Below are 22,320 nucleotides of genomic sequence, written 5' to 3'. Positions count from 1 at the left end.
TTTAGATTACATATACTTTCTCAAGTATTTTTTGAATACCGGATCTGTTGCAGCCAACTCTTTTTGCTCAGCTAATATCTCTTTTAAAATAGCGCCTGAGGTAAGCGGGTTAGCAAGAACCACTCTAAATACAACCGTTGGTTGATTGTCGTATTTAGAAGGCGTTAAGCGTGTACGTGATACAAATGAGCGACCTGACTCGCGTTGACGCTTTTGCATACTGGCAGTAAAACGGTTCAGTGAAGCAAAAATATCTAACCGAGTTGCAGCATCTGCATCGGCTATTGCTTGTTTAATTTGCTTAGGTACATAACGATACGTTAATAAGCACAACTCAGGCTCCGAAATAAGCTCAAAGTCTTCATCAGCCTTAATTAAATCAGCAAAGTAATGTGCTTTTTTGATGCTGCGATCAATCAGCATTTCGTAACCTTTACGACCAATAACACGTAAGCAAGCGTGTACTAACATTGCCATACCCGGTCGGCTGCCTTCAAGCGTGTGGCTACCTAAGTCTTTTGAACCTTTACGTAATATATACTCAGCGTGATGTTCTATTGCATCAGTTGCAGCGGGGTCTTTAAATAAAACCAAACCCGCTCCCATTGGTACATACATTTGTTTATGTGCATCGATGGTAATTGAATCTGCTCGCTCAATCCCTTTTAGTAAAGGACGGTGCGTACTCGATAAAAGGGTCGCTCCCCCCCATGCTGCATCTACATGAAAATGGCAGTTAATGTCTTGTGCTAAGTCGGCCATTTCATCAAGTGGGTCAATATTACCGGTTTCGGTTGTCCCCGCGACCCCAATAATCGCCATTACTTTAATACCTTGCGCTTCAAGCTCACGTGCTTTTTCGCGCATAGCTGTTACATCGACTTTATTATTTTCACAGGTTTTAATACCAATTAAGTTATCGCGACCAATGCCGAGTAAATCAACCGATTTACCTAACGAGTAATGCCCGCGTTCTGATATTAATACCGCTAAACCTTTATAACCGTAATGCAGCATACCAGCAATTAAGCCTTGTGCACCAATGCCTCTAAAATCGCCATCAGGTTTTAATAAGCGGTTTCGCGCAATCCAAAGCGCAGTAATATTAGCAACCGTACCACCAGAGCAAAATGCACCTAATGAGGTTTTAGCACTGTGCATCCATTTAGAATAAAATGAGTCTTCTTGCCCATAAGCTAAATGATGCATCATTCCAAGCACTTGACGCTCAAGAGGCGTAAACGCTTTAGATGTTTCTATTTTTACTAGATTTTGATTTAGCCCTACCATCAATTTTGACAGCGGCAATAAAAAGTGCGGCAAGGCAGAGGTCATGTGACCAATAAAACTAGGCGCAGCTGTATGCACAGAGTGTGCAACAAGCTGCTCCATTATGTCTTGGGCATAAGCAGAGACAAACGTTGGATCTTCTGGGATCACTGCCGATTGAAAATCTTTTTCTATTTCATGTAATGGTTTTTCAATTGCCGCTATATTTTCGTTTAGAAAACCTGCTAAATTACTCGAAATTTCAAGCTCGATTTTGCTTAAAGTTGAGTCTGGCGCTTCAGGTACAGTAAATATACGCTTAAGGCTTTCTTTAGAGGCGACGGCACAACGCTTTTGATCCATCTTAATACCTAGTGTGTGTAGCTAAAACACGCGCTTACCCATCAAAAACGCCTACTTATTAGGACATTTGGAGCAATCGTGTTTCTTTAAAAATTGCGCTAACTTTACTGCAATATAACTAAAATGTCTCGTTTAAACCTATAAAAGCAATCAAAGCGATGACAAAAAAATGATAATTTAGGGTCTATTTATCTTTCAAGGTTAAATTTGCAGCAGCCTTTTGGTATTTAGGCAAGGCAGCGCCTATGTAGTGTGGTTATTCCCCATAAATAGGCGATAACGTAGCATTAATGCCAAACAGGCGCTGCCCAAAGGGTTCTGCCTAGGGTCTATTTACTCTTTGTTGCTCGGTTTTTACTTAGACCACTAGGTTACAAATCTCGCGCCGCGATTAAATCGCCCCTAGTTTGAACAAATTATAATCCGCAAAGATAAACAGACCCTAATTAAAACTCTACCAAACCTAATTATTTATTGGGCATTTACTTATTTTGGGTATAATAAATTTGATAACAAAAAAGGGACACATATGCCAGAAGGAAGAGTCAAAGTTAGTTGGATAGTGGCAGGCTTTAGCTTGTTTTTAATAAGCTTGCTAACCTACGTTTACTACACTTACCAAACCACGCGTGCTGAAATAATGCAGTCGGTTGATAATCGCTTACTTAATGCCGCCACCAGCGTTAAACATATTTTAGGTGACGATTATTTAAGTGCGGTTAATCAAGGCGATAATATAAGTTTTTCTTACTATCAAGATAAAAGTAAACAACTCTCTGAGTTTGCTCAAGCACTTGATATTGCTTATGTCTATTCAATGATTTTAAAAGACGGTAAGGTGCTTTTTAGCTCATCAAGCTACACGCAAGACGATCAGAATAATGGCAAGGTAACTCAATTTTTAGATCTCTACCCTGAAGCTACCGATGCAAATATAAGTGCTTTTTATTCAACAGAGCCAGTATTTGAAATATCGAGCGATCAGTGGGGCCACTTTAAAACAATTTTTATTCCTTACGTTGACCCAATCAACGGCAATACCTATTTAACGGGTGCCGATATAACTATTTATGACTTAAACGAGAAACTTAAAGAAAGCGTATCAAAAGCTGCTGCAATGGCTAGCTTCTTCTTTTTTATCGCGATACTCGTTGCCGCCATATATATTTATTTACTAAAACGGTCTTTAGCAACTGACTCAAGTACTGGTTTTTCAAATCATATTGCACTTGAGTACTTTATTAAAAAAAGTAATGCACATCACATGCAATTAGCCGTTATTTGGGTTAATGAAATAGAAGATATAAACAGTTTTTATGGCACTGAAGTGGGTGACAAGGTAATGAAAAACTTACTTATTCACTTTAAACTTAGAAGCTCTACGCATTGCCATATATACAGACTAGCAACAAATAAAATAGTATTACTCGCGCCTAAGGAAATGAGTAATGACGAATTTACCGACCTCGTAAAAACATATAACTTTAATACACCGGTATTAACTGACCCTTTTATCTACATAACCCTATGTGCAGGTATTGCCAGTGGTAATAAATCGCTACTACTTGAAAACGCTCATATAGCAGCGCTGCAAGCTAAACAAGGCAGGCATAGTGTAGTTAACTACTCAAAAGCGCTACACGATGTAAAAACGCAATATCAATACAATGTAGAAATGGCTAAAGAAGTGCGAGAAGCGTTTGATAACAATCGTATAGTGCCTTACTTTCAACCCATTATTGACACAAATACCAATAAGGTCGTTCAATACGAATGTTTAGCTCGAATGGTAACAGCGCAAGGGGAAGTATTAAAACCTGATGCATTTTTAAATGTTGTTACCCGCTCAAGAATGGACGGAATACTTACCCGTACTATATTTTCACAATGTGTTAGTCGCTTTAGAAAAACCGATATTTGCTGGAGTTTAAATATAACAGCACAAGATATGCTCGACCCTAATTTAAGTGAGTTTATTGCGGACGAACTTAAGCGCTACCCGCATCCTGGTAATATCACATTAGAGCTTTTAGAAACCCAAGCTATTGCCAACTTCTCTGAAGTAAAAGCATTTATTGGAATGGTTAAAACAAAAGGCGTTAAGGTTATTATTGATGACTTTGGTAGTGGTTATTCAAATATATCAAACGTACTTAAGCTTGAAGTAGATGGTATTAAATTAGATGGCGCACTAATAAAGCAAATAGTGAATGACAAAGATATCTACTTGTTTATTGAGCATATAGCCAGCTTTGCTAATCAACTTGGTTTACAATTAATGGCAGAATCGGTAGAAAATACAACCATAGTAACCGCACTTAAAAAGGCGAATGTGACACTAATGCAAGGCAATTATTTTGCCCACCCAGTGCCACATGTTAATACGGTTACAGAAGAATTAGCACTTTGACTTACTTTAACCAGGGCGTGTTGATCTTTGTGGATTGAAATTTGTTCAATCTAGGGGCGATTAAATCGCGGCGCGAGGTTTGTAACCTAGTGGGCTAAGTAAAAACTGAGCAACAAAGAGTTAATCGTCCCTAGAAAGAACCCAAAGGGCAGCACATGTTTGGTCTTTATGCTGCGTTATCGCCTATTTATGGGGAATAACCACACTACATAGGCTCCGCCTTGCCTAAAAACCAAACATACTTCTGCAAAATCAATCACGAAAGGTCAACACGCCCTAGGTAAGTTTATAACGAGTCGGTGGCTTTGCTGGCCACTGGCCCAGTATTTACGCTCAAAAGGCGTAATTGCATCGTCTGACTCATAAAGTGTTACATCGCAAGGGTTGCCTGTTAATTCAAGCGCCCGAGCAAACTCCTTAACGTAAATATCCCAATTGCTGCGCACTTCTAATTTTCCACCTAACTTAACGATAAATGGAAAAATAGCTGCGCCATGCCAGCGCCTACGAATATGCTTAGATTTAGGCCACGGGTTTGGATACAACAAATAATGGTGCGTAGGTTGCCAATTGGCGGCTACCGCTAAACGCCAAAAGTCATTTAAATCTGCTTGCACTAAGATGTACTGACCACTGTCGGTTTGCTTATATTCAACATCATGCTTATCTAATCGGTGCGAAGATTTATCAATTCCAACTATAAGTGCATCAGGGTGGCGCTTAGCTAAGTTAGCTGAGCTTTCACCCACGCCACAACACGAGTCCAAAATAAGCGGGCCACTAAAGGCTTGTACTTTAGCATTAACCTCGTCAAATGCGGCTTGGGTATGCGCTGCTATTGGCTTTTTAAATTCAGCATCTAAGTGCTTATTTACTATTTCATCAAGCTTTTCGTGAATACCCGCTTGATTAGATACAATACTACGTGAATTTGCATCACTCATTAGTGTCTTAGCCCCACACCTTTTTTAATTAAAGTTAGCGCTAAAGTAAATAACACCGTAATAAACACCAAAATAACACCTAGCGCTACACTTAAATCAACATCCGACACACCTAAAAAGCCATAGCGAAATGCATTTACCATGTAAATAATAGGATTTATTTGCGATACGTTTTGCCAAAATTCTGGCAATAACGTTATTGAATAAAATACACCGCCTAAGTAAGTTAATGGCGTTAGTATAAAGGTGGGAATAATGCTTATATCGTCAAAGCTATTTGCATAAATTGCATTAATTAAACCACCTAAAGCAAACACAGCTGAGGTTAAAATAACGGTCGCCATAATTACAAAAATATTATGAATTTGAATATCAACAAATAACAACGATACACAAGTAACTATAAAGCCCACCATAATACCGCGCGTCATACCGCCGCCCATATAACCCAGTACAATGATGTAATTAGGCACAGGTGCAACTAAAAGCTCTTCAATGCTTTTTTGAAATTTTGTTGAGTAAAAACTAGAGGCTACGTTGGAATAGGAATTAGTAATAACCGACATCATTATAAGGCCAGGTACAATAAACTCCATATAACTAAAGCCGCCCATATCACCAATACGTGAACCAATTAAGTTACCAAAAATAACAAAATATAAGCTCATCGTAATTGCTGGCGGCACTAAGGTTTGTACCCAGATACGTAAAAAACGAATACACTCTTTAATCCATAAACTCTTTAAGGCTACGCCATATTTAAACATTTATTCGCCCCGCCCTTGCTCTAGTAATCCTACAAATAACTCTTCTAGTCTGTTTGCTTTATTTCGCATACTCAATACTGTATTACCTTGGGTTGTTAATGCGCTAAATACCGCATTTAAGCCCTGTGATTTAGCGACTTCTACTTCAACAGTATGATCGTCCGTCATCGTAAACTTATAACCTTCAAGCGTGACAGGGTTTGCTGGCATTTTTAAATCTAAAATAAAGGTTTCTTTATCAAGTTTTGCAAGCAGCACTTTAATAGTGGTGTTTTCAACAATTCGACCAGAATCAATAATCGCTATGTTTTTGCACAGTAACTCAGCTTCCTCAAGGTAGTGTGTGGTTAAAATAATAGTAACTCCTTGCTCATTTATTTGGCGTAAAAAATCCCACATTGAACGACGAAGCTCTATGTCTACACCCGCTGTTGGCTCATCAAGTATAAGTAATTTTGGCTCGTGCATAAGGGCGCGTGCAATCATTAATCGACGTTTCATTCCGCCTGAAAGCGTACGAGCTTGCTTGTCTTTTTTCTCTAATAAACCCAGCTGTGCTAGGTATTTATCAGCACGTTTATGGGCTTCACCACGTGGCACACCATAATAACCGGCTTGGTTAACCAATATTTGGCTAAGCGTTTCAAACTGGCTAAAATTAAATTCTTGCGGCACTAAGCCTAAATGCGCTTTTGCAGCTTCTAAATCAGTATCAATATCACAGCCAAAAACTTCTACTTTGCCTTTTGTTTTATTAACAAGTGACGAAATAACACCAATAGTGGTTGATTTACCGGCTCCATTTGGACCAAGCAAAGCGAAAAAATCGCCCTCTTCAACTTGTAAATCAACGCCTTTAATTGCCTCAACACCATTTTTATAAACCTTGGTAAGGCCTTCTATATTTAAAGCAATATTTTGCTTATTCATTACTTACCCTCACCATAACCCCAACGTTTTGTTAGGTTATGCTCAATATTTAAATGATCTAAAATTCTCGCCACCATAAAATCAACTAAGTCTTCGATACTTTGTGGCTTATGATAAAAACCAGGGGCGGCTGGCATAATTGTTACCCCTAAACGAGATAACTTAAGCATGTTTTCTAAATGAATTTCGTTAAATGGTGTTTCGCGAGGCACTAAAATGAGCTGTCCGCGTTCTTTAATTACAACATCAGCGGCGCGTTCTAATAAATTATCAGACGCCCCCACTGCAATTGCAGAAACCGATCCGGCACTACATGGGCATACTACCATTTTTTTAGGAGCAGCAGAGCCCGAAGCCACAGGGCTAAACCAGTTATCTTTACCGTATACTTTTAGCTGTTCAGGTTTGGCATTAAACAGCGAACTTAACTGCTCTGTGGCTTTATCTTCATTACCAGAGAGCTTAATATTTGATTCTGTATCAAGCACCACGCGTGCTGCACTTGAAATGAGAACGTAGACCTGAAATTGCTGCTCTAGTAATACTTCAAGTAACCTAAGCCCATAAGGCGCACCCGATGCACCACTAAAAGCGAGCGTAATTCTATCTTTAAATTGCACACTATTCTCCGCTGTATTTATCAGCTAAGCCATTAACAAGGTGTTGATGAAGGCCATTAAAGCCGCCATTGCTCATAATTAAAATATGTTGATTAGGCTCAATATTTTCAAGCACTGTATCAATAATTGTTTGTGTGCTGTTAAAGCACTGCATGCCTGCTTTATCTGCTTGCTCTTTTAGCGACCAATTTAGATTCTCTGGTTCAAAAAGGAGTACGTTGTCAGCATCACGTAATGAATCTAATAATGTATATTGGTGCACGCCCATTTTCATGGTGTTTGAGCGCGGCTCTAAAATAGCGATAATTTTTTCATCGCCTACTTTTGCGCGCAATCCTGCAAGCGTAGTTTTAATTGCTGTTGGGTGATGCGCAAAGTCGTCATACACTTTAATATTATTTATATCCGCCTTTAGCTCCATACGCCTTTTAGGGCTAATAAACTCTCCTAAAGCATCAATACTATGATCAATGGCTATACCCACATGGCGCGCTGCTGCGATAGTCATAATCGCATTTTTAACGTTATGCTCGCCTATTGCTTGCCAACAGACAGTGCCCTGCTTTTCGCCATTAAGTAATACATTAAACTCACTTCCATCGGCTTTTATTAATTCATAGCTCCAATCATCGCCTAGCGTTTCGCTTTCGCTCCAAAGCCCTTGTGCTATTACGTCATTAAGCGCTACGTCTTGTTTTGGCCAAATTACCTTGCCGCTTTGAGGTAATGTACGCATTAAGTGATGAAATTGTTTTTTTATTGCGTTTAAATCTTCAAAAATATCAGCGTGATCGAATTCAAGATTATTTAAGATAAGTGTACGCGGGAGGTAATGCACAAACTTACTGCGCTTATCAAAAAAAGCAGTGTCGTATTCATCGGCTTCAATAACAAAAAATGGCGTTTCACCCACTTTTGCCGATACACCAAAATTTTGCACTATGCCGCCAATTAAAAAACCTGGTTTTAAACCTGCGTACTCTAACACCCACGCAAGCATACTTGCTGTGGTTGTTTTACCATGCGTACCAGCAACCGCAAGCACCCAAGAATCTTGCAGTAAGTTATGCTTAAGCCACTCAGGGCCTGAAGTATAAGGCAGGCCTTTATCAAGCACATATTCAACACATGGGTTACCCCGGCTCATTGCATTACCAATAACGACCATATCTGGCTTTGGCTCTAACTGAGATACCGCGTAGCCTTGAGTCAGTTCAATGCCAAGCTCTTCAAGTTGCGTACTCATTGGTGGGTAAACGTTCTGATCAGAACCCGTTACTTTATGACCTAATGATTTAGCAATGGCTGCAATGCCACCCATAAACGTGCCACAAATGCCCAAAATATGTATATGCATATACTTTCCTTAAATCGTATGCTCACTTTACAGCTATGCAAAGTTTAATAGCGGTATAATGCCAAAATTCGTGCTTAGTTACTATGTACGTCTGCACAATTCACTCGTGCCAAAAACACGTTAATTAGTTTTTTAAACGCTAAAAATCAAAAAATAGGCACGTTCACCTACCCTGCATTGCTTTTAATCAATTATTATCAATGTTATAAACCAGCTTGCTGTATAACTTTAAAACTTAAAAAGGACTTAATATGAAAAAACTATTCTTTATAGCCTGTATTTTACTTAGTCAAAAAAGCTTTGCTTTGGAATTTGCTAAGTACCCAATAGAACTAAGTTCAGGCGAAGGCGTTAATGTTGTTATTGCCCCAACAACAGATAAAAAACAAGCTTTAGTAAAAGTAACAGGCATAAATCATGATATTGATGGCATTGTATTTTTAACCGATTTAAAGCCCCACGGTAGTAATAAAGCGTACAAATATACTTACGATGGGTCACAAAGAAGTTTAGTAAGTGTTGAAGAAGGCTATCGCTGTTGCTCTTACACCCTTTATATTCCAGACACTCGTGATGGAACTTACTTATCAAAAAAAGAAGAATCAAACCCTGCCATTGTTGAAGATTTAAAAGCGCAATACGATCAACAGTTGAATAAAGGTACTCAAGCTAAACTAGCGAAGTTTAATCGTGAAAAGCATTTAGGGTATCAACAAAAAAATATAGCTGCCGCTAATAACGAAATAGATAAGCAATGTGGATTAAAAATAAATACCAATGTAAATTGGGAAGGCATTGATGATGAAAACTTAAAAAAATATGCCGTGGGTTCATTTTGTGCACAAGTTGCAAACGAAATGGCTTACATGTGCGAAAAAGATCAAAGCTTTAAAAATGACATTGCACAATTTAACGCTATTGAATGTAAATTTACTAATGAGCTAAAGTTACGTAAAAATGGTAATACTCTGATATTTAAAACAGCGCCAAAAGCCGCTAACCAACGTCAGTTTATAGAATCTTATTTGTTAAATTTGTAAGCTGAATTTAAAAATCAAAAAAAGCACCTCAAGGTGCTTTTTTGGCTTTGTGTATAACAGTTACATTTAATTAGTGGTTAACGACTACTTACATCATTAAAAATACTATTAAACCTACACCGAGCAATAAACGATATATCACAAATGGCAACATGCCCATTCGCTCTATTACTTTTAAAAACATAAATATACATGCATAAGCCGATAAGAACGATAGCACTACACCTAGTAATAATGTATTCCAATCAACCACATGGTCACCCAAAGCAAGCTCTGCAGTATAATAAAGCCCCATCATAGAAATAATTGGAATTGCCAGTAAGAACGAAAAACGCGCTGCGCTTTGCTTATTCATTCCAAGCATTAAACCAGCAGTCATCGTGATACCTGAGCGAGAAGTTCCCGGGATCATTGCAACAGCTTGTGCAAAACCAATAATAAGTGCTGTTTTCCAATTAAGCTGATAAATAGTTTTAATTTGCTTACCTTTTGCATCCGCGTACCAAAGCAATAAACCAAACACAATTGTGGTAGTAGCAATTACCCAAGCGCTTCGTAGGTACAACTCTATAAAGTCTTTTAAAAGTAAGCCTAAAATAGCGGCAGGCACAGTGCCTAAAATTATCCACCAACCTAGCTTACTATCATCACTAGTACCCTGTGCTCCAAAGGATTTAAACCACGCACTGAGTATGTCGACGACCTCTTTGCGAAAATAAATAACAACAGCAATTAAAGTACCAACATGGACTGCCACGTCAAACGCAAGCCCTTGATCTTCCCAGCCTAAAATTTGCGATGGGAGAATTAAGTGCGCAGAACTAGAAATTGGTAAAAACTCAGTAAATCCCTGTATGAGGGCTAAAATAATTATTTCGATGATACTCATGGGTTAGAAAACTCCACCTTCCATAGCTTTTGTTGAGGGTTATTATATTCATTCCATAACTGCGCAATCGTTTGTTTAGCTACAGGATGATAGAAATCTGGGGCAACCTCGCTAAGAGGTTGTAATACAAATGCGTTTTTAGTTATTTCATCTCGTGGTAATTGTGCTGGAGAAGCGCAAATTACATCATCATAAAATAGTAAATCTAAATCGAGCGTTCGTGGACTAAACTTTTTATCGTTCGCTGTGCGTCCATTATCACGCTCTATTTGTTTTAATAAAGCGCATACATCAACAAGCGACATATCAGTTGTAGCGCCAACGACTGAATTATAAAAATTATTGCCAGCAAACCCTACTGCTTCACTTTCAAAAACAGACGAGTGTACAATATGTTCAAAGTGCTGCTTAAGTGCAATTAATGCACATTGTATATAATGCGCTTTATTTATATTTGACCCTAGGCTGATATAAATTTGAGCCATTTAGTCAGTTGCCTTAACACGTGTAATTTCAACACCTACAGTTTGCGCTTGTGCTACTGCTGCTGGTTTACTTACTCTTATAGTAACTTGTGGAGTATTAAACTCGCTTAAAATAATATGCGCTAATTGTTCAACTAAAGTTTCTAGCAACTCTACAGGTTTTAAAGTGCAGTGCTCAATAACTCGCTCACTTACTTTTGAGTAATCCAGTGCTAAATTAATATCGTCATTTTCAGCTGCAGGCTTAATATCGCTTAGCATTTCAATATCAAAATAAAGGCTCTGTTTACTTTCTTTTTCAAAGTCGTACACTCCAATAATAGTGTCGACGTGCAATTGAGATATAAAAACCTTATCCATTGATACTCCAAATAACAACAAACTACTAAGCAACTATACTAAGCATCAATAAAATTAATACTGTATATGGTTTAGCCAGTGTTTAAATATGTAAAAATAACTTCTACAATAGCAAAATAACTAAACTAGCTATTAAATAGCCTGTTAATAATTTTTACGATAAATTTTGCTGTCAATAATAGCCTAAAAGCACTATCAATTGGTATAGCAATTAAAAAATAAGGAAGCGCGTGTTAGCCACTATAATGTTTGTTTTAGCTTATTTACTTGGGTCGATTTCGTCGGCTATTTTAGTGTCGCGGTTGTTCAAACTCCCAGACCCTCGTAATAGTGGTTCTAATAACCCAGGAGCTACAAATGTTTATAGATTAGGCGGAGCATTTCCGGCTTGCTTGGTTCTAGTGTTTGATATTTTAAAAGGCACTATTCCGGTATGGGGGGCTTATTTTTTAGAAGTTGAACCTTTAGAGCTTGGTTTAGTCGCAGTAGCTGCTTGTTTAGGCCATATGTACCCACTGTTTTTTAGCTTCAAAGGCGGTAAAGCCGTAGCAACGGCATTTGGCTCATTATTACCTATTGGCTTATCATTGGCAGGTTTACTTGTGTGTACTTGGTTAGTTATAGTGGCAATAACACGCTATTCATCACTGGCGGCGCTTGTAGCTGTATCTTTAGCGCCCTTGTATACATGGCTAATAAAGCCACTTTATACTCTTCCCGTTACTTTTATCACGCTGTTAATTATATTTCGTCACCGTACTAATATTATTCGATTATTTAGTGGGGAAGAACCAAAAGTGGGTGCTAAAAAAGCACCCACCGATGAAAACAAAAATATCTAAAATATGAGTCATTAAATCGGCTCAAGGCTATCTATAGGCCAACGAGGTTTTGTTTTCATATCAAGCGTGGCAAATTGCCCTGCTTTTAAACGTTGCATTCCGGCATAAGCAATCATTGCACCATTGTCGGTACAAAATTCAGTACGCGGATAAAACACTTCGCCTTTCATACCTTTCATTACGCGTTCGAGCTGCAGTCGAAGCTGTGTATTCGCACTTACGCCACCGGCGATAACCAAACGCTTAATACCTGTTTGTTTAAGCGCACGCTTGCACTTAATAACGAGGGTATCAATAACCGCAGTTTGAAATGCATGCGCTATATCAGCTTTGGTTTGATCATCGTCGTCATTTTCACGAATCGTGATTGATGCCGCTGTTTTTAAACCACTAAAACTAAAATCAAGTCCTGGCTTGTCGGTCATAGGGCGAGGAAATACAAAACGCTTTGCTACGCCTTGTTCGGCCATTTTAGCTAAGCGTGGACCACCGGGGTAATCAAGACCAAGTAACTTAGCCGTTTTATCAAAGGCCTCGCCTGCGGCATCATCAACTGACTCACCTAGTACTTCGTATTGTCCAATACCTGCTACTTTAACCATCATGGTATGACCGCCCGATACAAGCAATGCAATAAACGGAAACTCAGGGGTATTTTCCTCAAGCATCGGAGCAAGTAAATGCCCTTCCATGTGATGTACTGCTACCGCAGGTATATCCCAGCCGTATGCTAATGAGCGACCAATAGACGTACCTACCAATAATGCACCAACTAGACCTGGGCCTGCAGTATAAGCAATACCGTCTAAATCTTCAGGGCCACAACCTGCTTGCGCAAATGCTGCATCTATAAGTGGTAATGTTTTACGAACATGATCGCGCGATGCAAGTTCCGGCACTACACCGCCGTAATCAGCGTGTACTTTTACTTGGCTGTATAATTGATGAGCTAACAAGCCTTTTTCGTCATCATATATTGCAATACCCGTTTCATCACATGACGATTCAATGCCTAAAATTCGCACTGTACTTCTCCTGCCTTTTAAATTCTACTTTGCTTCTTTTATAACGTAAGACCAATATTTGTTTGGCCATCTTCAAGGGCAAACTTTTTAAGTGCCTTTACGCTATCAGAGGTAATACGCCCCATATTTTCTACAAAATCAATTAGCTCACCTAATACTTCAATTTCGTACTGCATTAATGGGTGCTCTCTCACTGCTGTGTTATCAGCAATCTCACCTTCAACCGTCATTTGGTATTCAATAAAGCGAGCCACTGTTGCTTGAGATATTTTGCTCACACTAATGAACTCTTGCTCATCTTGCGCCACTAAACCGTGCATTAAGCTAAGTAAAGACGTTGCAGCATCAATAGCAGGATAAGTACCAAACATATCAAAATCAGCAAGTTCAGGAACATTTGGCTCTATTTTTTCAACTTGTTTTTCGAGATCTATTTTACTTTTAGGCAGTAAGATTTTTTCCCAACAAACATTAAGCGAATTACGTAATAAGGTTTCATCACCAAACCCCGTTGCTTCGCTAAATAAACCGTAATTTGGCAGCATTCGCTCTATTAAAGCACTTGCTAAGACGGCCTTTTGTAAATAGTTAAGCTCTCTAATACGCTGAAAATTATTTGCTTTAGTCATTCTTTAACGTCTCACACGACCAACAAAAATCAAATGTTGATCCATTATGCTCATTACAATTAGGGCATACCCAATCTGGAGCGGATTGTTTTACTTGTTGATAGTTTACCAATATTTGCCGCGCATGGCGCTCTTTTATCGCATAAACCTGCACACTAACTTGCGCCTGATCATATGGAATTTCTCCAAGCGCCCCTTGGAGCATCTCGCCTTTAATTTTACACTCTATTGCGGCAGTTTGTATTAAGCCTTTTACGATATTCGCTTCCAAGGTATTTTCAGCTTTATAAATTGTAACCCATTGAAAAGAGCTATCTGTTGAATTGTTATTATTAATATTTTGCAATATTCACCTCATTTATTTTGTGTTAACAATATCCTGCGCTAAATTATTAGCATGCTGTACTTTTAAGGAATAAACATGACACTAACAACCCCAGGCTTACTTTTTCCGGCCATATCGCTGCTATTACTCGCCTATACAAACCGATTTTTAGTTTTAGCGCAATTAATTAGGGAGCTAAATGCGCGTGAAGGTGAATCTATTCGGCCTGTTGTAGTGGCTCAAATCACTAACTTACGTAAACGCATTAAGCTAATTAGAACGATGCAAGTGTACGGGGTAGCCTCTTTTCTACTGTGTACACTATCAATGTTTGCATTATTTATTGAGTTTAATGCCACAGGAATTATTTTATTTGGCATTAGCTTAGCTTGCTTAAGTTTATCGTTATTAACGTCTTTATTTGAAATACATATTTCCTGTGATGCAATCGAGATAGAACTGCAAAGCATTGAAAATAAACCACTAAGTAGCCGAATAAATAGAAATTTTGTAAAATAGTTTATTATAAATAAAACACTCTATTATTTGTCACAATTATGTTGTATGAACGCCCCTTTTTGGGGCGTACTTTTTTATTAATTAGAACAATTTAATCCAAATATACTAACTAACTTACTGACTACAAATAAGTTTACTTAGCTAGCCCATTGCAAAAACATAGATAAAATACAATAAACAACTAATTATGAATTTAAAAAGTAATACTATTTGGTCGCTTTTCTCTTTAATTAATACTAAAAGGGGGGTATCCTGCTGGAAACACGTATGAACTTGCAACCGTATTTCAATATAGAATTTTACTAAACTTTAGAATAAAAATTAATATATTTGATGTCCGTGGTATCTGCGACTTACTTATAAAAAGGGACTATAAAGTGAGATTTGAACAATTAGAGCAATTTGTAGCACTTGGTATATTACGTCATTTTAGACAAGCTGCTGAACAAACCCAAATTAGTACTTCAGCGCTAACGCGCAGCATTCAAACACTTGAAGATGAAATGGGATATGAGTTAGTAAAACGCTCAACACGCTCTGTTAAATTAACGCCAGAAGGCGAGCTTTTTCTAGAATATGCTAAAACGACCCTATCGGAACTTGAGCTAACGAAAAAGCGGATTTTTCAATCAGTAAACGGTAATGCCAATGAAAAGCTCGTTATTGGGTATACCAATAAGGCAAGCAGCATAGTACCTATTTCTTGTGGACAGTTTTTAGCTCAATACCCTCATATAAAAATTGAGATGCAGCTACAAGATCAGCAAGAGCTAACACGCAAACTCCAACAAGGTGAAATAGACATTAGCGTATACTCTCAAGCTATTAATAGTATTGGCAGTGACATTCACTTACCTGATCAGCTTGTGTTATTTGTTTCAAAAAACCACCCTCTTGCCCATAAAAACGATATAAGTAAACAAAACCTTGATAGCTACCCGATGTTTGGCTGTTTCTCTGAGTCTAAACAAGTACAAACTATGCTTAATGAAGCAATTGATTCTTTAAATAAATCATCAAGTATTAAAGTGGGCAGTATTGAGCAAGTAATGGCAGGTGTAGTTAAATCAGATCATTTTGCTATTGCAAGCATTGAACATGCTAATGCAATCGCAGAGAATTCTGAATTAGTACAACTTAAAACAAATAAAGGTTTAAACCACGAACAACTCGTTGTACAAACAAGCCAACAGACGTCGATTACTGAACATGTAGAGCATTTACTATCGCTTATAAAAAAAGCGGGTGCTGCATTTAGCTAATCTGATGTTTCAAAAAGTGCGGCACAATAAACAGTAGCTTTTAACAGCTTTTCGGCTACACTGTCGCACCTTTTTTAAACAGCTGATGTGAATGAACACACTTTTTGGTCCTGATGTCTATTTAGATGATATAGAACGCCAAGGATATACCGTAATTCATAACGCGCTTATTGCCGATTTAGTTAACGATTTAGTTGCAGACTGCCACCGTATAAACCCTCACTTTAGCCTTGCTGGTATTGGTCGATTAAATGACTTACAAATAGATAAAGCCGTACGTACTGATAAAACCTATTGGTTTGACGGTAGCTCTCAAGCACAGCTTACCTATCAAGCAATAATGCAAAGTATAAAGACCACGTTAAATCGCAGTTTTTTTATGGGGTTATTTGATTACGAATGCCATTATGCAAAATATACACAGGGTGATTTTTACAAAAAGCACTTAGATGCATTTAAAGGTCGCTCTAATCGAGTATTTACAACGGTACTTTATTTAAATACGCCTAAGCAAGGTGGCGAACTTGTTATTTATAAACCTAAAAGTAAAGAGATAGAAATAACAATTAAACCAACTGCTGGCACATTAGTAATGTTTGAAAGCGAACGCTTTGCCCACGAAGTACTTCCCGCCGTTGACGATCGCTATTCTATTGCAGGCTGGTTTAGGAAAAACGCCTCTATTAGCGGCATTATTGATCCGCCCCGATAACTCCTAATAGAGCATTTTAACAGCCTTTATTGAGGCTTTTAAAATGCTATTGGGTATGAAAGTAATAACCCTATAAAGATAGCCAAACCCACGTAATGATTATTTAAAAACGCTTTAAAACAGGCATCTCTTTCACGTTTATGAATAAGCGCTTGTTGGTATGCCAATAGGCCCGCAGCAATACTTAAACCAACGCCAAATGCGACACTTAAATGATTGCTTATACCAATAAAAGCAACCAACGCTATAAATACAGCATTAAGTAAAAAGATAATATGGCGGTCGTATTTACCAAATAAAATAGCGGTTGATTTTACCCCTATTTTTAAATCGTCGTCCCTATCAACCATCGCATACATGGTATCGTAAGCCACTGTCCAGCAAATATTGGCTATAAATAATAACCATGCCTGCTGTGGTAGTGCATTAATTGAAGCCATATAAGCCATAGGAATAGCCCAACCAAATGCAGCCCCTAAAATAACTTGAGGTAACTGTGTATAGCGCTTCATAAAGGGGTAACAAAAGGCTAAAGCCAAAGCACCAAAAGAAAGCAAAATAGTATTGACGCTAAGCATTAATACTAAAATGAACGCAATAACTATGAGTAGTAAAAATAGGCTAAGTGCTTCACCACTACTCACCTGTCCTGAAGCTAGCGGCCGTTGAGCTGTGCGTTTTACCGAGCCGTCTATTTTTCTATCTGCAAAATCATTAATTACACACCCTGCGCTACGCATAACAACAACGCCCAGCGTAAATATAATAAAGTTGAGTAAGCTCGGCACCCCACTATTAGCAAGCCATAAAGCCCAGTATGTTGGCCAAAGTAATAACAAGGTACCAATGGGCTTATCTATACGCATTAACTGTATATAATAAGGAATATGTTTTGGCTTTAAAGCGGCTAATTTCATGAGTATAAATATGCTCCAGGTAAAAACACTTCACACACTAAAAACTTATATTCTTTGAGTGAGAATACACTTCGACGCCCTAGTAAGTTTTTCTCGGGTAAGTTCAATTTTGTAACTAATTGCTGAATAGGGTGCGTGTCATCAAAATAAGCAATTTCTATATCCGTTCGTTTTAATGCTGGGTCTTGAAAAATCACATCACCTAAAGGACGCTCGCCCATATTGTGCAAAGGATTAATAGAATCATTTTTAGGAAGCCAGCTTTGTGCGTACACCACAGGTTTGTTATCGCACAGTAAGAGAACTTCTCTATTAATAGCTGTTTTAGCTGTGCTGTTTAGTAGTAAGTTTTGCTCTGGGCTTAAAGTAAATAACTGCTCACTTAATACCTTTACATTAAAAGTTTTTGAGTTACTTTTTAATTTAGCCGTTAATGAATTCTGTTCAAAAAGCCACTCTTGCTCTAGAGGAGATAAGTCACTTATATAAGAAGTGGACTGCCAATTAGCAGATATAGACAGAGGATAAGTAATCACAATAGCTCAACAAAATAAAAAACAACGAGATGATACCATTGCCAAAGCTTTTGAAAAAGTCATGTTTTATAACCATAAATAATTGCTTGGCGCTGTTTATTACCTACTATTAAGTATAAACTATTTGTAACAAGTTTTAAGAAACGCTTTAAATATGAAAAAAATAGTATACGCAGGTCTTTTTACGTTCTTTGTAAGCGTTATAAGCTTTACAGCTCGTGCTGAATCCACAGTTGGTTATTTTGGTTTTGAGCCAGATATAATCACCAACTACATTGGCGCATCAAGTAAAAAAATGGGCTATGTGCGTGTAACTATTGATTTAATGCTTACTGATACTTCTGATATTGCAGTGGTTGAACACCACACGCCATTACTTCGTGATGCCCTAGTAGAGATTTTATCTAAAGAACCAGAAGAAAAAATAAAATCACTTACTGGCCGTGAAGAAATACGTGCAAAGTGCGCCGAAAAACTAAAAAGCCTGCTAAAAGAAGAAACAGGACAAGAGATCATCCGTGAAGTCTTGTTCACTAAATATTTATATCATTAGTATTTAACGTTTTGCGTTAAATATTTTGGCGGTATAGGCAAAAGCCATACCGCTAACTAACCCACCTAAGTGCGCCCAATTAGCCATACCTACAAACAATACATCAGCAAACCCAAGCACTAACCAAATCAACATAAAACCAATAATAGCCGTACTAACTAGGGCAGGCTTGTTAGGATTTAAAAAGCTATGAATCCAACAAAAACCAAGTAATCCATATACTACGCCACTCAAACCGCCAAAGTTAGGACCAACCATTAGGTATTGCGCCCAATTACTAATAAGTGCAGTTACTAAAAACAAACCTATTAGGGTGAGTTTTCCGCATTGTTTTTCGATATTGTCACCAAGCGACATCCACCAAATTAAATTAAACACTATATGCATCGCGCTAAAATGTACGAGGGCGGGCGTTAACCAACTTAAAGGCTGCGTAGGTTTAAACTGCATCATGGTGTAAATGGTCTCAAAACCACCTAGTAAAAAAGCAAAATAAATTATAACGCTTACAATACTTACGGTTTGATTTAACCAGCTAAGCGCTTTAAATCGCGTCATTAGATTAAGTGATTGCCCTTGGTATTTAAGCGGCGATTGTGTGCTACCTACATCCCATGAAGCTTGTTGATAGCGTTCATGGTTAGGGTTTTGTGTAAATTCGGCCCATAAAGGTTGTATTTGATGAAAATGCTCAGGCGCAACACTAATAATGACATTGCTACCATCTGAGGAGCTTAATTGTCCTTGTAAACCTTGGCTTTTTAAATAATCTATAAAGCCCTGTGCGGCGCGCGGGTTATTTAAACTGCCAAGCTCTATCATCGCTCTACTTTCTCGCTGTAAGCAGCTTCCCAAGCTGTAAAGCCGCCATCCATACTGTAAACGTCTTCAAAACCTTGCTCAACTAAGTAGCTAGCTGCGCCTTGTGAGCTCATACCGTGGTAGCAGACAATAATAATTGGCTGATCGAATTCTTTTTCCATCATAAATTGTGCGATATTACCGTTAGAAAGTGCTTCTGAGCCTGGAATGCGACCGGCTTGATACGAATTAGGATCGCGAATATCTGCAATTACCACGTCTTCTTTATCTAAAAGCTCTAACGTTTGCGCTATAGAAATATGTTTAAATGCCATTGAAATCTCTTTAATTAATAGTATAAAAAAGGCGGCTAAAGCCGCCCTTCTTGTAATTTTGTTAGGAACTAATCCCAGTTTAAAATTACTTTACCTGACTGACCTGAAATCATCATATCAAAGCCAGCTTGGAAGTCATCCACAGAATATTGATGTGTAATGATTGGGTTTAAATCTAGGCCAGATTGAATCAAACTTGCCATTTTGTACCACGTTTCGAACATTTCGCGACCGTAAATACCTTTAATCACTAAACCTTTAAAAATAACTTGGTTCCAGTCAACTGCCATATCAGATGGTGGAATACCCAGCATGGCAATTTTACCGCCGTGGTTCATATTATTAAGCATTGAATTAAACGCGCTTGGCACACCTGACATTTCAAGGCCAATATCAAAACCCTCTGTCATACCTAGCTCTTTCATTACATCTTCAAGCTTTTCATTGGCAACGTTTACAGCGCGTGAAGCCCCCATTTTACGAGCTAAATCTAGGCGGTATTCGTTTACGTCGGTAATTACAACGTGGCGAGCACCAACATGTTTTGCAACAGCTGCTGCCATAATACCAATTGGGCCTGCACCAGTGATAAGTACATCTTCGCCAACTAAGTCAAACGATAGTGCGGTATGAACTGCGTTACCAAATGGGTCGAAAATAGAAGCGAGTTCGTCAGAAATATTATCTGGAATTTTAAATGCGTTAAATGCAGGAATAACTAAATATTCGGCAAACGCACCTTCACGGTTTACACCTACACCCGTTGTATTACGGCATAAATGTACACGCCCTGCACGACAATTTCGACAATGCCCACACGTAATATGCCCTTCGCCAGATACGCGGTCGCCAACCTGAAAGCCACGAACTTCTTGGCCCATATCAACGACTTCACCAACATATTCATGGCCAACAACCATAGGCGTTGGAATGGTTTTACTTGCCCATTCGTCCCACTTGTAAATATGTACGTCGGTACCACAAATAGCTGTTTTGCGAATTTTAATCAGTAAGTCGTTATGACCTACTTCTGGCTTTGGTGCATCTGTCATCCAAATGCCCGGTTCTGCTTTTAATTTTGATAATGCTTTCATAATCCACACTCAATTAAAAAACCGAAGCGAGGCTTCGGTTTAAAATAAAATTAAATAACGCCCATTTCTTTACCAATACGGGTAAATGCATCGATAGCTGTATCGAGTTGCTCAATACTATGTGCCGCTGAAATTTGTGTACGAATACGCGCTTGCCCTTTTGGTACTACAGGGAATGAAAAACCGGTTACGTAAATGCCTTCAGCAAGTAATTTATCAGCCATTAACGAGGCTACTTTGGCATCTCCTAGCATTACGGGGATAATTGCATGATCTTTACCTGCACACGTAAAACCAGCAGCTTCCATTTGCTCACGGAAATATTTAGCATTTGACCAAAGTTTAGCGCGAAGCTCGCCGCCATTTTCAAGCATTTCAAGTACTTTAATTGATGCAGTAACAATTGAAGGCGCTAATGAGTTTGAGAACAAGTATGGGCGTGAACGCTGACGTAACCATTCAACAATTTCTTTTTTACCTGATGTATAACCACCTGAAGCACCGCCTAGCGCCTTACCTAATGTACCGGTGATAATATCTACACGGTCTAATACATTACAGTACTCAGGTGTACCCTTACCGTTTTCGCCAACAAAGCCAACTGCGTGAGAGTCATCTACCATTACAAGCGCATCATATTTATCGGCTAAGTCGCACACAGCTTCTAAATTACAAATAACGCCGTCCATAGAAAACACGCCATCGGTAGCAATTAGTTTAGTTTTAGCACCGGCTTCGTCTGCTGCAATAAGTTGCTTCTCAAGATCAGCCATGTCGTTATTTGCATAACGAAAACGTTTAGCTTTACATAAACGTACACCGTCAATAATTGATGCATGATTTAATGAATCAGAAATAATAGCGTCTTCTGCGCCTAAAATAGTTTCGAACAAACCTGTATTTGCGTCAAAACATGAAGAATATAAAATAGTATCTTCTGTTTCTAAAAACGCACTGATTTTTTGCTCTAGTGTTTTATGGATATCTTGCGTGCCACAAATAAAACGTACTGAAGCCACACCAAAACCATGATTATTTAAACCATTTTGCGCCGCTTCAATTAACTCTGGGCTATTAGCTAAACCTAAGTAGTTATTAGCACAAAAGTTGATTACTTTACCTGATGCAACTTCGATTTGAGCTTGCTGCTGGGACTTAATAATACGTTCGTTTTTATACAAACCTTCGGTTTTTACGTCTTCAATTTGCTGTTGTAACTGGCTAAAAAAAGCAGATGCTCTCATCTAGGTTCTCCATCTATTTGAACGGGTAAACAACCGCACTTTCACGGCTGTTTATTATGCGGGGTATTGTAAAAGTTTAATGGGTAAAATGC

At 38.4% G+C, this 22,320-nt stretch carries 25 protein-coding genes; 7 read left to right on the top strand and 18 right to left on the bottom strand.

Going from position 1 to position 22,320, the window contains the following annotated elements:
- Nucleotides 1-6 precede the first annotated feature (6 nt).
- Nucleotides 7-1,632: a pyridoxal-dependent aspartate 1-decarboxylase PanP gene (panP, locus tag H5161_RS07045; RefSeq protein WP_002958981.1), complete on the bottom strand. Its 1,626-nt coding sequence runs from the start codon at nt 1,630-1,632 to the stop codon at nt 7-9.
- A gap of 529 nt (nt 1,633-2,161) precedes the next feature.
- On the opposite strand from panP, the gene H5161_RS07040 reads away from it, so the two are divergent.
- A complete protein-coding gene (locus tag H5161_RS07040; RefSeq protein WP_033020723.1) occupies nt 2,162-4,042 on the top strand; it encodes a GGDEF domain-containing protein in 1,881 nt (626 codons plus the stop codon).
- Nucleotides 4,043-4,308: 266 nt separating this feature from the next.
- Here H5161_RS07040 and H5161_RS07035 read toward each other — a convergent pair whose 3' ends face one another.
- From H5161_RS07035 to mpl, 5 genes are read right to left on the bottom strand one after another with little or no spacing between them, the layout of a single operon-like run.
- Nucleotides 4,309-4,986, bottom strand: a complete 678-nt coding sequence (locus H5161_RS07035) for a tRNA (guanosine(46)-N(7))-methyltransferase TrmB (RefSeq protein WP_002961024.1) — start codon at nt 4,984-4,986, stop codon at nt 4,309-4,311.
- Nucleotides 4,986-5,753 (bottom strand): ABC transporter permease, encoded by a 768-nt coding sequence (locus H5161_RS07030; protein WP_002961025.1) that lies wholly within the window; start codon nt 5,751-5,753, stop codon nt 4,986-4,988. The genes H5161_RS07035 and H5161_RS07030 overlap by 1 nt, the downstream gene beginning before the upstream one ends.
- Nucleotides 5,754-6,683, bottom strand: a complete 930-nt coding sequence (locus H5161_RS07025; protein ID WP_182768994.1) for an ABC transporter ATP-binding protein — start codon at nt 6,681-6,683, stop codon at nt 5,754-5,756.
- Complete coding sequence (locus tag H5161_RS07020; RefSeq protein ID WP_182749313.1) at nt 6,683-7,303, bottom strand: flavin prenyltransferase UbiX; 621 nt, start codon at nt 7,301-7,303, stop codon at nt 6,683-6,685. Before H5161_RS07020 ends, H5161_RS07025 begins: the two co-directional genes overlap by 1 nt.
- A 1-nt stretch (nt 7,304) precedes the next feature.
- Nucleotides 7,305-8,660 (bottom strand): UDP-N-acetylmuramate:L-alanyl-gamma-D-glutamyl-meso-diaminopimelate ligase, encoded by a 1,356-nt coding sequence (mpl, locus tag H5161_RS07015; protein ID WP_182768993.1) that lies wholly within the window; start codon nt 8,658-8,660, stop codon nt 7,305-7,307.
- 251 nt (nt 8,661-8,911) lie between these two features.
- On the opposite strand from mpl, the gene H5161_RS07010 reads away from it, so the two are divergent.
- Nucleotides 8,912-9,700: a hypothetical protein gene (locus H5161_RS07010; RefSeq protein ID WP_002961030.1), complete on the top strand. Its 789-nt coding sequence runs from the start codon at nt 8,912-8,914 to the stop codon at nt 9,698-9,700.
- Nucleotides 9,701-9,788: 88 nt separating this feature from the next.
- Here the strand turns inward: H5161_RS07010 and H5161_RS07005 are convergent, their stop codons facing one another.
- The 3 genes from H5161_RS07005 to folB are packed head-to-tail and all read right to left on the bottom strand — an operon-like array spanning nt 9,789 to nt 11,434.
- Nucleotides 9,789-10,589 carry an undecaprenyl-diphosphate phosphatase gene (locus H5161_RS07005; RefSeq protein WP_182670780.1) on the bottom strand — a complete coding sequence of 267 codons (801 nt, stop codon included), beginning with the start codon at nt 10,587-10,589 and terminating at the stop codon, nt 9,789-9,791.
- Nucleotides 10,586-11,074 carry a 2-amino-4-hydroxy-6-hydroxymethyldihydropteridine diphosphokinase gene (gene folK, locus H5161_RS07000; protein WP_024604057.1) on the bottom strand — a complete coding sequence of 163 codons (489 nt, stop codon included), beginning with the start codon at nt 11,072-11,074 and terminating at the stop codon, nt 10,586-10,588. The genes H5161_RS07005 and folK overlap by 4 nt, the downstream gene beginning before the upstream one ends.
- On the bottom strand, nt 11,075-11,434 hold the full coding sequence (gene folB, locus H5161_RS06995; protein WP_024604056.1) for a dihydroneopterin aldolase: 360 nt from the start codon (nt 11,432-11,434) through the stop codon (nt 11,075-11,077).
- 230 nt (nt 11,435-11,664) lie between these two features.
- On the opposite strand from folB, the gene plsY reads away from it, so the two are divergent.
- Entirely contained in the window at nt 11,665-12,276 is a 612-nt protein-coding gene (plsY, locus tag H5161_RS06990; RefSeq protein WP_002961038.1) for a glycerol-3-phosphate 1-O-acyltransferase PlsY, read from the top strand.
- Nucleotides 12,277-12,287: 11 nt separating this feature from the next.
- Here the strand turns inward: plsY and tsaD are convergent, their stop codons facing one another.
- From tsaD to H5161_RS06975, 3 genes are read right to left on the bottom strand one after another with little or no spacing between them, the layout of a single operon-like run.
- Nucleotides 12,288-13,301 carry a tRNA (adenosine(37)-N6)-threonylcarbamoyltransferase complex transferase subunit TsaD gene (gene tsaD / locus H5161_RS06985; protein WP_165744224.1) on the bottom strand — a complete coding sequence of 338 codons (1,014 nt, stop codon included), beginning with the start codon at nt 13,299-13,301 and terminating at the stop codon, nt 12,288-12,290.
- A 38-nt stretch (nt 13,302-13,339) separates the two neighbouring features.
- Nucleotides 13,340-13,930, bottom strand: a complete 591-nt coding sequence (locus H5161_RS06980) for a YjaG family protein (protein WP_002961040.1) — start codon at nt 13,928-13,930, stop codon at nt 13,340-13,342.
- Nucleotides 13,923-14,276 carry a DUF2007 domain-containing protein gene (locus H5161_RS06975; protein ID WP_149603109.1) on the bottom strand — a complete coding sequence of 118 codons (354 nt, stop codon included), beginning with the start codon at nt 14,274-14,276 and terminating at the stop codon, nt 13,923-13,925. The genes H5161_RS06980 and H5161_RS06975 overlap by 8 nt, the downstream gene beginning before the upstream one ends.
- 75 nt (nt 14,277-14,351) lie before the next feature.
- Between H5161_RS06975 and H5161_RS06970 the strand changes: the two genes are divergently transcribed.
- The 3 genes from H5161_RS06970 (at nt 14,352) to H5161_RS06960 (ending at nt 16,748) form a co-directional block, all read left to right on the top strand.
- Entirely contained in the window at nt 14,352-14,774 is a 423-nt protein-coding gene (locus H5161_RS06970) for a DUF2721 domain-containing protein (protein ID WP_002961042.1), read from the top strand.
- A 377-nt stretch (nt 14,775-15,151) separates the two neighbouring features.
- Nucleotides 15,152-16,036, top strand: a complete 885-nt coding sequence (locus H5161_RS06965) for a LysR family transcriptional regulator (protein ID WP_002961044.1) — start codon at nt 15,152-15,154, stop codon at nt 16,034-16,036.
- Nucleotides 16,037-16,127: 91 nt separating this feature from the next.
- Nucleotides 16,128-16,748 (top strand): 2OG-Fe(II) oxygenase, encoded by a 621-nt coding sequence (locus H5161_RS06960; RefSeq protein ID WP_154903688.1) that lies wholly within the window; start codon nt 16,128-16,130, stop codon nt 16,746-16,748.
- Between the two features lie 38 nt (nt 16,749-16,786).
- Here the strand turns inward: H5161_RS06960 and ubiA are convergent, their stop codons facing one another.
- Together ubiA and H5161_RS06950 are read right to left on the bottom strand one after the other, a co-directional pair.
- Nucleotides 16,787-17,665 (bottom strand): 4-hydroxybenzoate octaprenyltransferase, encoded by an 879-nt coding sequence (ubiA, locus tag H5161_RS06955; protein ID WP_182768992.1) that lies wholly within the window; start codon nt 17,663-17,665, stop codon nt 16,787-16,789.
- The gene (locus tag H5161_RS06950; protein ID WP_002961048.1) at nt 17,662-18,201 is read right to left on the bottom strand and encodes a chorismate lyase; all 540 of its coding nucleotides are present in this window, start codon (nt 18,199-18,201) and stop codon (nt 17,662-17,664) included. Before H5161_RS06950 ends, ubiA begins: the two co-directional genes overlap by 4 nt.
- 154 nt (nt 18,202-18,355) lie before the next feature.
- Here H5161_RS06950 and H5161_RS06945 point away from each other — a divergent pair, with 154 nt between their 5' ends.
- On the top strand, nt 18,356-18,754 hold the full coding sequence (locus H5161_RS06945; RefSeq protein ID WP_002961049.1) for a flagellar basal body-associated protein FliL: 399 nt from the start codon (nt 18,356-18,358) through the stop codon (nt 18,752-18,754).
- 3 nt (nt 18,755-18,757) lie between these two features.
- Here the strand turns inward: H5161_RS06945 and glpG are convergent, their stop codons facing one another.
- From glpG to H5161_RS06925, 4 genes are all read right to left on the bottom strand, one after another.
- The gene (gene glpG / locus H5161_RS06940) at nt 18,758-19,576 is read right to left on the bottom strand and encodes a rhomboid family intramembrane serine protease GlpG (RefSeq protein ID WP_182768991.1); all 819 of its coding nucleotides are present in this window, start codon (nt 19,574-19,576) and stop codon (nt 18,758-18,760) included.
- Nucleotides 19,573-19,890 carry a thiosulfate sulfurtransferase GlpE gene (gene glpE, locus H5161_RS06935; protein ID WP_010554397.1) on the bottom strand — a complete coding sequence of 106 codons (318 nt, stop codon included), beginning with the start codon at nt 19,888-19,890 and terminating at the stop codon, nt 19,573-19,575. Before glpE ends, glpG begins: the two co-directional genes overlap by 4 nt.
- Before the next feature lie 68 nt (nt 19,891-19,958).
- Nucleotides 19,959-20,984, bottom strand: coding sequence for an L-threonine 3-dehydrogenase (gene tdh, locus H5161_RS06930; protein ID WP_024595694.1), 1,026 nt, complete (start codon nt 20,982-20,984; stop codon nt 19,959-19,961).
- A gap of 50 nt (nt 20,985-21,034) precedes the next feature.
- Entirely contained in the window at nt 21,035-22,228 is a 1,194-nt protein-coding gene (locus H5161_RS06925) for a glycine C-acetyltransferase (protein ID WP_002961055.1), read from the bottom strand.
- Between the last annotated feature and the right edge of the window lie 92 nt (nt 22,229-22,320).

The sequence above is a fragment of the Pseudoalteromonas sp. SG43-5 genome (assembly GCF_014164345.1).
Taxonomy (GTDB): domain Bacteria; phylum Pseudomonadota; class Gammaproteobacteria; order Enterobacterales; family Alteromonadaceae; genus Pseudoalteromonas; species Pseudoalteromonas distincta.
The sequence above is the reverse complement of the archived record's forward strand: the minus strand, read 5'-3'. Positions and strand labels throughout refer to the sequence as shown.

Excerpts from the sequence above, each read along its gene's own strand:
- panP (WP_002958981.1), bottom strand. The coding sequence starts at position 1,632 with ATGGATCAAAAGCGTTGTGCCGTCGCCTCTAAAGAAAGCCTTAAGCGT.
- H5161_RS07040 (WP_033020723.1), top strand. The coding sequence starts at position 2,162 with ATGCCAGAAGGAAGAGTCAAAGTTAGTTGGATAGTGGCAGGCTTTAGC.
- H5161_RS07035 (WP_002961024.1), bottom strand. The coding sequence starts at position 4,986 with ATGAGTGATGCAAATTCACGTAGTATTGTATCTAATCAAGCGGGTATT.
- H5161_RS07030 (WP_002961025.1), bottom strand. The coding sequence starts at position 5,753 with ATGTTTAAATATGGCGTAGCCTTAAAGAGTTTATGGATTAAAGAGTGT.
- H5161_RS07025 (WP_182768994.1), bottom strand. The coding sequence starts at position 6,683 with ATGAATAAGCAAAATATTGCTTTAAATATAGAAGGCCTTACCAAGGTT.
- mpl (WP_182768993.1), bottom strand. The coding sequence starts at position 8,660 with ATGCATATACATATTTTGGGCATTTGTGGCACGTTTATGGGTGGCATT.
- H5161_RS07010 (WP_002961030.1), top strand. The coding sequence starts at position 8,912 with ATGAAAAAACTATTCTTTATAGCCTGTATTTTACTTAGTCAAAAAAGC.
- H5161_RS07005 (WP_182670780.1), bottom strand. The coding sequence starts at position 10,589 with ATGAGTATCATCGAAATAATTATTTTAGCCCTCATACAGGGATTTACT.
- folK (WP_024604057.1), bottom strand. The coding sequence starts at position 11,074 with ATGGCTCAAATTTATATCAGCCTAGGGTCAAATATAAATAAAGCGCAT.
- folB (WP_024604056.1), bottom strand. The coding sequence starts at position 11,434 with ATGGATAAGGTTTTTATATCTCAATTGCACGTCGACACTATTATTGGA.
- H5161_RS06980 (WP_002961040.1), bottom strand. The coding sequence starts at position 13,930 with ATGACTAAAGCAAATAATTTTCAGCGTATTAGAGAGCTTAACTATTTA.
- H5161_RS06970 (WP_002961042.1), top strand. The coding sequence starts at position 14,352 with ATGACACTAACAACCCCAGGCTTACTTTTTCCGGCCATATCGCTGCTA.
- H5161_RS06960 (WP_154903688.1), top strand. The coding sequence starts at position 16,128 with ATGAACACACTTTTTGGTCCTGATGTCTATTTAGATGATATAGAACGC.
- ubiA (WP_182768992.1), bottom strand. The coding sequence starts at position 17,665 with ATGAAATTAGCCGCTTTAAAGCCAAAACATATTCCTTATTATATACAG.
- H5161_RS06945 (WP_002961049.1), top strand. The coding sequence starts at position 18,356 with ATGAAAAAAATAGTATACGCAGGTCTTTTTACGTTCTTTGTAAGCGTT.
- glpG (WP_182768991.1), bottom strand. The coding sequence starts at position 19,576 with ATGATAGAGCTTGGCAGTTTAAATAACCCGCGCGCCGCACAGGGCTTT.
- glpE (WP_010554397.1), bottom strand. The coding sequence starts at position 19,890 with ATGGCATTTAAACATATTTCTATAGCGCAAACGTTAGAGCTTTTAGAT.
- tdh (WP_024595694.1), bottom strand. The coding sequence starts at position 20,984 with ATGAAAGCATTATCAAAATTAAAAGCAGAACCGGGCATTTGGATGACA.
- H5161_RS06925 (WP_002961055.1), bottom strand. The coding sequence starts at position 22,228 with ATGAGAGCATCTGCTTTTTTTAGCCAGTTACAACAGCAAATTGAAGAC.